This is a genomic window from Halosolutus halophilus (assembly GCF_022869805.1).
GTDB lineage: Archaea > Halobacteriota > Halobacteria > Halobacteriales > Natrialbaceae > Halosolutus > Halosolutus halophilus.
On sequence record NZ_CP094974.1, the window covers coordinates 1503557 to 1516140 of the forward strand.

Here is a 12584-nt window from a genome sequence, read left to right on the forward strand (position 1 = left end):
CGCGGTTAGCCGTCCGTCTCCGATTCGTCGCCTCCCACGCCCTCCGTCAGGTCGTCGCCGGTCTCGCCCGTCGACTCGTCGTCGACGATCCCCTCCGTCACGGCGTCGGTTTGCTCGGTCACCGACGACGTGAGATCGTCCATCTCGACGTCCGAGACCAGTTGTTCCGCGTCGATCGCCTCGTCCAGCGTCGCGGGATCGGCTACCGCCCCCAGTCCGTCGGCGTCGATCGCGTTCTTGATCGTCGCGGCGTCGATCGCCGAGTCGATCGACTCGTCGTCGGACGCCGTCATCGATCGCAGGGCTCGTCGCACCGCGACGTACCCCGCCAGTGCGATCCCGCCGGAGGCGATCGCGCCGGGGATCCCGTATCGTTTGTAGCCGAACGTAACCGCTTTCTTGCCGACCGTGAATGCGCCAATCATTGGATCGATACTTCGCCCGAGCGCGGGAAGAGACTGCGGCTTTCGTGGTGAGGGTCGCGGCGATTTCGGCGGCCGATCGTTTCGATCGCTACCTGACTGTGTGGCGGTGAGAAGGGTCATCGACGGCTGTACCTCCGTGGAACGAAGTAGCTGAAGGTGGTAGAGGTGTCCCGGACGGGGTAGCGAACGCACACGGTTCAGTGAGGAAATCGATGGAGATTATCGAACCGCTCGGCCATCACGAACTGTTTCTCGTCATCGCACAGCTCACGGTGTTGCTGCTCGTCGCACGGACGTTGGGGGAGCTGTTTCGCTCGCACGGCCAGCCGGCGGTCGTCGGCGAACTCCTCGCGGGTGTCCTCCTCGGCCCCTCGGTGCTCGGCCTCTTCGCACCGGGGGTCTACGAGGCCCTGTTCGTGGTATCCGAGGACCAGTTTCACCTGCTCGAGGTGATCTCCTGGCTCGGACTCGTCATGCTGTTGATCGTCACCGGGATCGAGACTGACATCGATCTCATCATCAGCAAGGGCCGGACGGCGATCGTCCTCTCGGTCGGCGGGATCGTCGTTCCGTTCGCGTCCGGCTTCGCGCTCGGCTGGTTCCTCCCGGCGGCGTTCATCGCCGCCCCCGAACAGCGAATCGTCTTCAGCCTGTTCATCGCGACGGCGATGAGCATCTCCGCGATCCCCGTCATCGCGAAGGTGCTCATCGAACTCGACGTCATCCGTCGCGACATCGGCCAGTTGATCCTCGCGGCGGGCATGGTCGACGACACGATCGGCTGGATCCTGTTGGCCACGGTCGCGGGACTCGCTCGAACCGGCGTCCTCGATATCGGCTCGGCCGCGGCAACGATCGTCTCGGTGGTCGTCTTTCTCGGACTCGCGTTCACGATCGGGCGGCGGCTCACGGCGGACCTCCTCCGGTGGGTCGACAACGCCGTCGGGAGCGACACCGCGGTGCTCTCGACGGTCATGTTGCTCGCACTCGCCGCGGGGGCGATCACCCAGTACGTGGGGCTCGAGGCAATCCTCGGCGCGTTCGTCGTCGGCGTGCTGGTCGGCCAGGTCAAGCGATTCGACTACGACCTCAGACACGCGTTCGAGGTGGTCACGCTCTCGATCTTCGCGCCGATCTTCTTCGCGATCGCGGGCCTCCGGATGGACGTCGCCGGGCTGGTCGATCCGACGGTCTTCGCCGTCTTCCTCGTCGTCCTCGGGGTGGCGTGTTTCGGGAAGTTCGCCGGCATCATGGGGGTGGCACCCCTGGCCGGACTCTCGCGTTGGGAGGGGATCACGATCGGCGGCGGGATGAACGCGCGGGGGGCGATGGAGATCATCGTCGCGACGATCGGCCTCGGGGCCGGTATCCTGACGACCGAGATGTACAGTATCATCGTCGCGATCGCCATCGTGACGTCGCTGATGGCGCCCGCGATCATGCGCTGGTCGATCCCGAAGATCGAGATGAGCGACGAAGAGCGCGACCGGATGGAGCGGGAGACGTACCTCCAGCAGAGCTTCGTGGAGAATCTCACGCGGATCCTGTTACCGACCCGCGGCGGGACCGACACCCAGTACGCGGCCCGATTGCTCGGGCCGCTGGTTCGGGATCGAGACATCGAACTGGACCTGCTGTGCGTGCGTGAGCCGGTCGACGGGCCCCACGGCACGTCCACCGGAATCCTCGGCCGGATGCGGAACGGACGGTTCGTACGACGATGGCGCGGAAGACGCGAGTCGAACGCGACCGTCGTGACCGGCGAGACCGATCGGGTCTTTTCCTCGGTCGAACGCCACCTGGGCGACCCGGAGCGTACGCCGAGACGGATCACCCGCAGACGAGACGGGAGCGTCGCCGAGACCATTCTCGAGGAGGTCGACGTCGGGTACGATCTGGTCGTTCTCGGGGAGACCGGAGCCGGACGGTCTCCCGAGGAGTCGCTGTTCAGCGATACGGTCGATCGGGTCGTCCAGGAGGCGCCGGCGCCGGCGATGATCGTCAGCACCCCGCCGGCGATGCGCCTGAACCCGCCGGCCGACTGGGCCGAGGAGTCACTGGACCGAATCCTGCTCCCGACGGTCGGGACGGAGTCCAGTCGCTTCGCCGCCGAACTCGCGTTCTCCATCGCGGCCCGGGAGAACGCGCTCGTCGAGGTCGTCCACGTGGTCGACGCGCCGCCGTTCGACGATCGGTTCGCCGGCGATCCCGACCTCTCCCAGCAGCGCCGGATCGGCGAACAGATCGTCGAGCGGGAGGCGGAACTCGGCAGACGGCTCGGGGCGACGGTACTGACGACCGTGACGACCTCCGAGCGTCCCGAAGCGGAACTCGTCGAGCGTGCCGATCGGACCGGCGCCGACGTGATCGTCATGGGATCGTACGTGCGCCCGATATCGCGGCGCGCGTACCTCGGCAGTCGCGTCGAGTACGTCATTCGGAACGCGTCGTGTCCGGTGGCGGTGCTCACCTCGATCTAGGCGCACGCGGGTGGACCACGGGGAGCGGACCGGCACCGGGAGCCGATCGTCACGCGTCGGCGGCCGCGACGTCCGCGATCGCCTCGAAGAGCAAACGCGCTCCCAGTTCGATCTCTCGCTCGGTGACGTCCAGCGGCGGCAACAGGCGCAGCGTGCTGTGGCCACAGCCGAGCGTGAGCAGGCCGCGCCTGAACGCGGCTTCGACGACGGCTTCCCGGCGCTCTTTCGTGTCGAACTCGACGGCGAGCATCAGGCCGCGGCCCCGCACGTCGACCACCCCCTCGAGATCGGCCTCCTCGACGATGGCTCGGAGCTGTTCGCCCCGCTCGCGGACGTTCGCGAGCAGGTTTTGCTCGTGGATCGCGTCGATCGTCAGCACCCCCTGCATCGCGGCGATGAAATCGCCGGCCCCCCACGTCGAGGAGAGACGCCCCGTCTCCTCGGGGAAGACGTCCGATCGGGAGATGGTCGCGCCGACCCGCAATCCTTTCGCGCTGGTGATGACGTCCGGCGTGAGATCGAGGTGGTCGACGGCCCAGAGTTCGCCCGTCCGCCCGAGTCCCGACTGGATCTCGTCGGCGATGACGTTGATGCCGTACCGCTCGCGGAGGGCGTCGAGGTCGCGGGCGAACTCGGGATGGGGGACCCGATAGCCGCCCTCGCCCTGGAGCGGTTCGAGGATGATGTAGGCGATCTCCTCGGGATCGATCACGCCCTGATCCGGATCGAGTTTATCGGCGAGGACGTTACCGCCGGGGCCGTCGGTTCGCCAGCGGGTCTCGTACGCCTCCTGTGAGGCGGGGTAGGGAACACTGATCACGCCCGGCACCTCGGGGTAGCCGGTACGGTGGACCGCCTTCGATCGGTTGAGCGAGAGGGCTCCGAGCGTGCGGCCGTGAAAGGCCCCCTCGAAGGTGACCGCCCGGTGGCCGCCGTTCGCGTAACAGATCTTGATAGCGTTCTCGACGGCCTCGGCCCCAGAGTTCGAGAGGAAGACCCGATCCATGTCGTAGTGGTCGGTCATCGCGACCAGCCGGTCCATCAGCTGGGTCGGCCCGGGAAAGTCGGCGTCCGCCGGCGATCCGCCGCCGCTCACGTAGAAATCCTGGCCGGCGATCTTCAGCGGATCGACGAGGTCGAATTCCCGCAGTCGCTCGCGGACGGCCGGGTTGTTGTACCCGAGCGGGGCGGCCGCGACGTGACTCGTGAAATCCAGCAACACGTTGCCGTCGACGTCGGTACAGAACGGACCGATCGCCTCGGCCCCCGTATCCCAGACGAACTCGTAGACGTAGGTACTCGGGGCGGCGAACTGGTGGTGGTAGTCGGCCCACCGTTTCGCGCGTTCGCCCGGAATCGTCTCGACCTGCGGCTCGACCGTGTCGCGGTCCATATTCCGTATTAGTGAGTTGGTGAGTAAAAATAACCGTTGTATTTCAGCGAGTGTGGGTCGTCGCAGCACGCCCGTCCGATTTTGTCGCATTCGGCTTCACAAATGGCGGTAAAGGATCACTGGTGATCGGATGTGAACGGTCACGACGGTGCTCGCGCCGTCGTCTCGACGCGATCGGTCCGCCGGATCGCCACGCGCCACGATAGCGACGATCGACGGCCCCGTCTCGCAGCCGAGCGAATCGATCACGGGCGCGATCGAACGACGTCTAGATGACGACGACGACCGATGCCAGCGCACCGCCGATCAGCAGCAGCGTGCTGTAGGCTGCAACCTGGTTGCGAAAGCCGTGGTTCGTCGAAGTCGCCGCGAGCATCGCCTTCACGACGATACTCGAGACCGTCGCCAGCAGGATCGCGAGCGTCGCCTCGGGCGGGCTGAGCTGGCCACCGCGATAGAGGACGACGGCCGACGTCGTCGCGCCGGCGCTGGAGACGAAGCCGCTCGCGACGGCGGTCGCGTAGAAGCCGAGCGTCCCGAACCACGTCTCGGCGAGCGACCCGAACACGAGGACGACGAGGAAGACGGCCCCGAAGGCCAGCGCGTTCTTCATCGAGAACGGGCTCTCGAGTTCCATCGGCCCGGACTCGCTCCAGTCCGCGGTCGTGGCGGCGACGACGAACGCGACCAGGATGACCGTGCCGAGCGGGACGATGGCCTCGACCAGCACCTCGGTGCCGCCGCCCATCGTGAACCCGACGGCGATCGCGAGGTTCCGCGCTGCCATCGCGGCGTTTGCGAGCAGGATCGCGGCGACGGCGTAGGACGACGCCTCGGGCCGCTGGCTGACGTGGTCGAGCATCGTCCCGACGACGGCCGTCGAGGAGGCGAGGCCGCCGAAGAAGCCGGTCACGGCGATGCCCCGGCCGCCGTAGGTCGAGACGATCGCGTAGTTGACGATGCCGATGCCGGCGACGGCGACGACCATCAGCCAGATCACCTGCGGTTCGAGCGGGATCGTGATCGCGCCCAGATCGAGGTTATACTTGGACGGCAGGAGCGGGTAGATCACGAACGCCAGGATGGCGAACTCGGTCGACGATCGCATCTCCTCGCGGGAGAGCCCCCACGCGAACTCGTGGAGTTCGCGCTTGAGCACGAGCAACAGCGACGAGAGGACGGCGACGGTCACGCCCTCGAGGATGAACCCGGCGGCCACGAGCGCGCCGACGCCGTAGGCGACGAGCATCGAGACCGAGGTCGTCAGCGAGAGGCCGGCGTCCTCGTCGCTCAGCAGCCCCTGAACGGCGAGCAACACTCCCTGGACGATCACGAGCAATCCGCCCAGCACCAGCAGCCCCTGACCGACGGTCGTGTCGATCGCGAGGATGGTAAAGACGGCAGCGAGCAGGCTGATCAGCGAGAAGGTCCGGATGCCCGCCGACTTCTGGGACCACTCGCGCTCGAGTCCGAGGAACATCCCCAACGCGGCGGCGAGGGCGATGCGGACGACCGCCTCGTCGAGCGGCGCATCGACGACCTGCAGCGTAACCCCGTTCACTTCCGACAATTCTCCCCGAGCACGTATAAACGACGTGCCGGCTCTCGGTACCGAACGGCGGTGCTGCCGGCGGGAGTCGGCGACACCGCTACCCCGGGGGCGCCCATCGATCGGGTCAGGCGGGACCGGCCCGTACGGGGCGTGCAGGGTACGTGGAAAACGGAGAACGGTCAGCAGGCCAGAAAACGGAGCGCGGTCGACAGTCAAACGGAGAGAGGGTCGGACTGACGATCAGAGGATGATGCTCTTCTTGCGCATCATCTCGTGGATCGAGGCGTCGAGGCCCTCGCGGCCGATGCCCGAATCCTTGTTCCCGCCGAAGGGAACGTCGCCGAGTCCGTGGCTCGGTGCGCCGTTGATGCGGACGGCACCGGCGTCGATCCGGTTGGCCATCTCCATGGCCCGATCGTAGTCCGACGTGAAGACGGCGGCGTCGAGCGCGAGGTCGGAGCCGTTGGCGATCTCGACGGCTTCCTCGTCGTCTTCGAAGGTCGTGACGGCCGCGACGGGACCGAACTGCTCTTCGTCGACGAGGCGAGCGTCCTGCGGGACGTTCGCCAGCAGCGTCGGTTCGAAGAACTGGTCGCCGAGTTCGTCCGGGACGCCCTCGGGCGCGCGTCGCTCGCCACCGCGGACGAGGTCGGCACCCTTCTCGACGGCGTCGTCGACGAGTTCCTGGACCCACTCGGCCTGATCTTTGCTGATGAGCGGGCCGAAGGCGGTGTTCTCGTCGAAGAGGTCGCCAGCCTGCCAGGCGTCCATCTGCCCGTCGATCTGGTCGACGAGGTCGTCGTGGACGGACTCGTGGGCGATCACGCGCGAGATGGCCGAACAGCGCTGGCCGGCGTACTTCAGCGAACCCTTGACGCAGTTACCCGCGACGTCGGTCAGGTCGGCGTCGTCGAAGACGACGGCGGGAGCGTTCCCGCCGAGTTCCATGTGGAGGTTGACCATGCCGCTCTCGCGCGCGACGTGTTTGCCCGCGCCCGAGGACCCGGTCATCGCAATCGCGTTGATGCGATCGTCCCCCGAAAGGACGTCGCCGATATCGCTGGCTTCGCCGGGGACGTAGTTGAACGCGCCGTCCGGAATGCCGTCGACGTCGGCGATGACGTCGGCGAGGATGGCCGAGGATACGGGCGTCTTGCTCGCAGGTTTGAGCAGGACGCTGTTGCCGGCGGCGAGTGCAGGGGCAACCTGTAATGCCGTCGTCGCTAGCGGATAGTTGTACGGCGTGATACACAGCACCGACCCGATCGGTTCGTGTTTCACGATGGCGTTCCAGCCCTCGTGTCCGCTCGTCGAGCCCTCGCGGAACTCGCCTTTGCTGACGATGTTCCGGGCTTCCTCGGCGGCGCGATCGAACCGTTCGGCCGCACTGGCGACCTCGCCGCGGGCCGAGGAGATCGGCTTGCCGGCCTCCCGGACGATGACCTCGGCGAGTTCCTCCTCGCGTTCGCGCAGGCCCTCGGCGATCGCCTCGGACCACCGCGCGCGTTCGACGACGGTCGTCTCCCGCAGTTCGGGTTTGATCTCGTGGGCGGCCGCGAGGGCAGCCCGTGCCTCGGTCGGCCCCGCAGCCGCGATCTGTGCGAAGGTGCCGCCGTCGGCGAGGTCCGTGACCGACAGCGTTTCGTCGGTCTCGATCCACTCCCCGTCGACGTAGATCCGCTCTCTCCGCTGTGCCACTCTCGTTGCCATATCTCTCTCTTGGACGTCCACACTAAAAATATTTACTCACGCTCGAAAAAACCCGGGCCAGAATGATGTTCGGGGAAACGTTGGTGTGTTTCGAGATTACGAACGTGGGAACGAGATAGTAGAATATATTTTTTAGCCACACCAAAAATTGTTTTTCCATGGATAACGTTTAAGGGTCTCGCGCGAGTACTACGGAATACGATGAGCACCCAGAAGACCGTCCGTCAATCGGCCGAGACCGTCGAGGAGAACAGCCTCCGGCTCGACGAGGACAAAGCCGAGCAGATCGTCGACGCACTGAACACCGAACTGGCGAACGCGTACGTCCTGTACCACCAGCTCAAGAAACACCACTGGGTCGTCGAAGGTGCGGAGTTCCTGCCGCTCCACGAGTTCTTCGAAGAGGCCTACGAGAACGTCGAGGAGGCGGCCGACATGATCGCCGAACGCGCCCAGGCGCTCGGCGGCGTACCCGTTTCCGGCCCCGCGAACCTCGAGGAGCGTGCGACCGTCGAGTTCGAGGGCGAGGACGTCTACGACATCCGGACGATGATGGAACACGACCTCGAGATGTACGGCGACATCATCGAGTCCCAGCGCGACAGCATCGAACTCGCCGAGAACCTCGGTGACTACGCGACGGCCGAACTCCTGCGCGAAATCCTCGTGACGACCGAGGAGGACGGCCATCACTTCGAACACTACCTCGAAGACGACACGCTGGTGCTCGAAGAGGCCACGAAGTAACCGAACTCGGACGGGACCGAACTGCGTCGACGATCGCCGACACTGTTATTTTACGGACGACGTCACACCAGGTAGCGGCGCCGAGCAGTCTATCGAATAGCGAGTCGTTCGATCGAAGGGTTGCTCCATCGGGGTCCCGGATCGAACGAAATCCGAACCGGACGAGCGACTGCACGCGAGACAGCGATCGCTCGTCGCTGACGGGTTCGCAGAAGCCGTATCGAGAGCGAGAGCTACGGCTCGAGGTCGACGGCTAGATCGGTCGCGATCCAGCCGTCGGTGTTGTTTCGTTCGGTAAAGACGACCTTGCCGGGGCGGGTCTCGTGACTGGTCACGACCGCCGCCGGCACCTCGGGGTCCTCGTCGAGGTCGGCATCCTGCCTGCGGGCGGGTACGTCCATCACGTGGTGTTAGGCGAGCCTAAAACTATAAGGGTTTTGGTCGGCCTAAGAGTTCGGGACACCGGTTCCGGACGGTCGACTCGGCGCGTCGATCGCGAATCGATCGGATACCGGTGCTGTCGCGAGCCCTGGGATACCGGCGATCCGCGAGTCTGCGCGGCTCACTTCCGAACCCGTCGGGGCTGGGTGACTCGATTTCGAACTGCTCGGGCTCGAGTGACCCACTTTCAAACTGTTCGGGGTCGTACCCGCGCGTATGAACTTCGACGTCGTTCAGGGCGACATCGCCGAACAGTCCGCCGACGCGCTCGTCAACGCCGCCGGGACGAGCCTCCGGATGGGATCCGGCGTCGCCGGCGCACTCCGCCGCGGCGCGGGCGAGGGGATCAACGAGGAAGCCATGGCGAAGGGACCGATCGATCTCGGCGACGTCGCGGTCACCGACGCCTACGACCTCGACGCCGAGTACGTCGTCCACGCCGCTGCGATGCCCCACTACGGCGACGGGCAGGCGACCGCCGAGAGCATCCGGGACGCGACCCGGAATACCCTGGAGAAGGCCGACGAACTCGGCTGCCGGTCGATCGTCATCCCGGCGCTTGGTTGTGGCGTCGCCGGCTTCGATCTCACGGAGGGGGCAGAGATAATCGCCGAAGAGATCCGCGACTACGACCCGGACACGCTCGAGGAGGTGCGGTTCATCGCGTACAGCGACGAGGAGTACGACGCGATCAGGGTCGCGAGCGGGAAGTCCGAAGAGTCGGGGACGATCGACGAGACCGAAGCGGACCGTTGACGGATCCGCCGACGCACCGCGAGTTCCTCGACGAGCGTCGCTGCCCCGCGAGCGACCGCGCGACGTGCGATCGCTCCGCCGGGGCGCGACTCCGATTTTACGGTGTCCTCGCGATCACGAACCGGTTCAGGTCGCGTGGACGGGTCGCACCCGTCCCCCGACACCAACCAGCCAGAGGATCGCCAGCCCGAACCAGTAGACGGCCATGACGGGACCGGCGAGTACGACCATCACGACGACGCCCTGGGGGAGGAGCGCGCCGAGACAGCAGAGCGCGATCGTTACCTCGCGCCAGCGCCTGCGCATCGTCCGGTAGGAGACGATCCCCGTGAAGTGAAACAGGACCATCGTGAGTACGACGTCCGCGAGGAGGCCGACCCCGATCGACGCGAGGAAGACGAGCCAGAAGAAACTCGGCGCGCGGTAGCTGATGACCATCCCGGCGTGGACCGCGTCGGTCACCAGGTACGCCATCAGCGCCGGTGCGACGAACAGGTAGCCGCCGACGCTGCCCGAGAGGAGGCCGACGCCGAGTGCGATCGCCCACCACTTGAAGACGACGCGCGACCCCGCAGCCAGGCCGCACTCGAGCATCGCCGGCCAGGCGTAGTAACAGACCAGCGGCACGACGGCGACCAGCGCCAGGATCGCGGCGACTTTCATCTCGAACGCCAGGATCTCGACGGGGTGGATGAGGACGATGTCGACGTCGCCGGGGCGGACGGACGCCGGTAGTCGACCGGTGAAGTCGCCCACGAGCAGCCCCATCCCACCCTGGTAGAGGGCGGTGAAGATGCCGAAGAACACCAGCGTGAACGCGGCGCCGATGATCAACAGTTTCTCGCGCAGTCGGGCGACGACGTACCGGAGGTCGTAGTAGTACCCGCCGATCTCGTCGTCCGGCCGCTCCTCGACGAGGGCGCTCGTGACCCCCAGCGCGGTGGTCTCGATCGTGCCGGCGATCCGGCGTGGCCTGTCGTCGTCTCCGGTCGCAGCGGACGCTCCGACCCCTTCCTTTGTACCGGCGGTTGTCCCCGCGTCGGTTTCGCCGGGAAGCGTCGGGAGCGCCCCGGACGATCGCGCGCTCACGACGAGTCTCGCACAGCCGAGTCCCACCCCGTACAGCACGACCAGCGGCGCGGCGACGAGCAGCATCGAGAACGGGTCGGGCGAGCCGTTGACGATCGAACTGGCGAGGACGACGCCGAAGACGGCGATCCGCCAGTGGTCGCGCAACGTCTCGTACGCGACGACCTCGGCGTACACCAGCGTCGTCATGACTAGCGGCAACTCCGCTGCCGCGCCCATGACGAGCATGAGCGTGAGAGTGAACTGCGTCCAGTAGACGATCGAATACGTCGGGGTGAACCCGCTCGCGATGGCGTTCGCCGAGAGGAACTCGTAGAGAAACGGGAAGATCACGGCGTACGCGTACGTCACGCCCCCGGCGAAGAGCGCCGCGGCGAGGCCGCTCACGCCGATCGCGACGTACCAGCGGCGTGCGAGCCACGACCACGCCTGCCGTTCGCCGAGCGACCTGCGGCCGAGGACGATCAACGCCGGGAGCGTGAGGAGGATCCCGCCGATCGTCCCGAGTTTCGCCTGGAGCAGTATCACGTCGAACGGCGTCAGCGCGACGATCTCCGCCCCGCGAGCGAGCAGATCAGCTTCGAGCCGCGGCCAGAGCCCCAGCCGAACGAGGTAGAAGACGCCGAGGAAGTTGACCAGGAAGATTACGAACAGGATGCGCAGACGCGCCCGAACCGTCCTGAAGAGCCGACCGACCGGCGTGTCACGTATTCCAGACTGCCGACCCGGTGCCGGGGCGGTTACCCCCGGTTTGCGAACTACCAATTCGCTCTTTCCTACGCCTCCCGCGAGTATCAATCTCTCTCATACGTGACGGCTTCCGGGACGCTCACGCGGCGAGTGTAGTCGACGAGACGGTCCGACTGCGATCGACTGGTGCCGGCCGGATCGAGATTTTGCCGACGCCCGCCGTGGCTACGAACCGAGAGCCGGAGTCACGAAAGCGAGAGCCCGCGTATCTCGACGCTGTTCCCTTCCTCGACGCGGCCGATGGCCTGGCCGTCGGTCTCGGCGACGAATCCGTCGACCTGCGTCTCGGGAACGGCGACGACGAAGCCGGTCCCCATGTTGAAGGTCCGGTGCATCTCCTCGTCGGTAACCGCACCCTCCGCCTGAACGAACTCGAAGATCGGCTGGGCGGGCTGCGGGTCGTCGACCACGTACTTTCGATCGCCCATCCGCAGCAGGTTCGTCCAGCCACCGCCGGTGACGTGCGCCGCGGCGCTGGCGTCGTGTGCGCGCATCGGCTCGAGCAGGGCGGTGTAGATCCGGGTCGGACGCAGGAGTTCCTCGCCGATCGTCCGATTCTCGTCGGGCGGAAACGGGTCGGCGTAGTCGTGGTCGCGTGTGACGGCCTCGCGGGCGAGCGTGAGCCCGTTCGAGTGGATCCCGTTCGAGGGGACGCCGACGAGGACGTCGCCGACCGCAGCCTCACCCGGCAGGATCTCGTCTTTCTTCGCCAGTCCGGCGCAGGTGCCCGCGAGGTCGAAGCCCTTCACGACCTCGGGCATCACCGCCGTCTCGCCGCCGAGCATCGTCAGGTCGGCCTCCTCGAGTCCCACGGCCAGCCCCTCGCCGATCCCATTGGTCAGGTCCTCGTCGGGTTCGTCGATCGCGAGGTAGTCGACGAACGCGACGGGGTCGACGCCCGCGGCCACGAGGTCGTTGACGTTCATCGCGACGCAGTCGATCCCGATCGTCGAGTAGTCCTCGATGGCCTCCGCGACCAGGAGCTTCGTGCCGACGCCGTCGGTCGCGAGCGCGAGGTACCGATCGCCGATGTCGACGAGGCCGGCGTACTCGGTCGTCAGGTCGCTGCCGAACGCCGCCAGCAGCGCCGCGGTCGCGTCCTCGCTGGCCTCGATGTCCACGCCGGTGTCGGCGTAGGTGAGCCGCTCCTGCTCGCTCCCGCTCCCGTCGTCCGCTGACTCGGTCATGAGTGAACGACCTCGTGGCGTGAGCAAAAGGTCACCGGTTAGCGCTCCGGCAAG

The 12584-nt window shown here is 66.5% G+C and carries 10 protein-coding genes; 3 read left to right on the forward strand and 7 right to left on the reverse strand.

The features are described from left to right. Window positions 1-5: 5 nt before the first annotated feature. A complete protein-coding gene (locus MUG98_RS07345) occupies window positions 6-425 on the reverse strand; it encodes a hypothetical protein (protein WP_265111485.1) in 420 nt (139 codons plus the stop codon). A gap of 212 nt (window positions 426-637) precedes the next feature. On the opposite strand from MUG98_RS07345, the gene MUG98_RS07350 reads away from it, so the two are divergent. Continuing rightward, window positions 638-2905 (forward strand): cation:proton antiporter domain-containing protein, encoded by a 2268-nt coding sequence (locus MUG98_RS07350; protein WP_265111486.1) that lies wholly within the window; start codon window positions 638-640, stop codon window positions 2903-2905. A 49-nt stretch (window positions 2906-2954) separates the two neighbouring features. Here the strand turns inward: MUG98_RS07350 and MUG98_RS07355 are convergent, their stop codons facing one another. The 3 genes from MUG98_RS07355 to MUG98_RS07365 all read right to left on the reverse strand — a co-directional run bounded on the left by MUG98_RS07355 (window position 2955) and on the right by MUG98_RS07365 (window position 7560). Further along, window positions 2955-4298: an aminotransferase class III-fold pyridoxal phosphate-dependent enzyme gene (locus MUG98_RS07355; RefSeq protein ID WP_265111487.1), complete on the reverse strand. Its 1344-nt coding sequence runs from the start codon at window positions 4296-4298 to the stop codon at window positions 2955-2957. Between the two features lie 268 nt (window positions 4299-4566). After that, window positions 4567-5859, reverse strand: a complete 1293-nt coding sequence (locus MUG98_RS07360; RefSeq protein ID WP_265111488.1) for an MgtC/SapB family protein — start codon at window positions 5857-5859, stop codon at window positions 4567-4569. Window positions 5860-6090: 231 nt separating this feature from the next. Next, window positions 6091-7560: an aldehyde dehydrogenase family protein gene (locus tag MUG98_RS07365; RefSeq protein WP_265111489.1), complete on the reverse strand. Its 1470-nt coding sequence runs from the start codon at window positions 7558-7560 to the stop codon at window positions 6091-6093. Window positions 7561-7761: 201 nt separating this feature from the next. Between MUG98_RS07365 and dpsA the strand changes: the two genes are divergently transcribed. After that, the gene (dpsA, locus tag MUG98_RS07370; RefSeq protein WP_265111490.1) at window positions 7762-8307 is read left to right on the forward strand and encodes a DNA starvation/stationary phase protection protein DpsA; all 546 of its coding nucleotides are present in this window, start codon (window positions 7762-7764) and stop codon (window positions 8305-8307) included. A 233-nt stretch (window positions 8308-8540) separates the two neighbouring features. Here dpsA and MUG98_RS07375 read toward each other — a convergent pair whose 3' ends face one another. Further along, window positions 8541-8708 (reverse strand): hypothetical protein, encoded by a 168-nt coding sequence (locus MUG98_RS07375; RefSeq protein WP_265111491.1) that lies wholly within the window; start codon window positions 8706-8708, stop codon window positions 8541-8543. Between the two features lie 256 nt (window positions 8709-8964). Between MUG98_RS07375 and MUG98_RS07380 the strand changes: the two genes are divergently transcribed. Further along, window positions 8965-9504, forward strand: coding sequence for a macro domain-containing protein (locus MUG98_RS07380; RefSeq protein WP_265111492.1), 540 nt, complete (start codon window positions 8965-8967; stop codon window positions 9502-9504). A 126-nt stretch (window positions 9505-9630) separates the two neighbouring features. Here MUG98_RS07380 and MUG98_RS07385 read toward each other — a convergent pair whose 3' ends face one another. Both MUG98_RS07385 and purM read right to left on the reverse strand, forming a co-directional pair. After that, window positions 9631-11358, reverse strand: coding sequence for a twin-arginine translocase subunit TatC (locus MUG98_RS07385; protein ID WP_265111493.1), 1728 nt, complete (start codon window positions 11356-11358; stop codon window positions 9631-9633). Between the two features lie 170 nt (window positions 11359-11528). Continuing rightward, window positions 11529-12530, reverse strand: coding sequence for a phosphoribosylformylglycinamidine cyclo-ligase (gene purM, locus MUG98_RS07390; protein ID WP_265111494.1), 1002 nt, complete (start codon window positions 12528-12530; stop codon window positions 11529-11531). Between the last annotated feature and the right edge of the window lie 54 nt (window positions 12531-12584).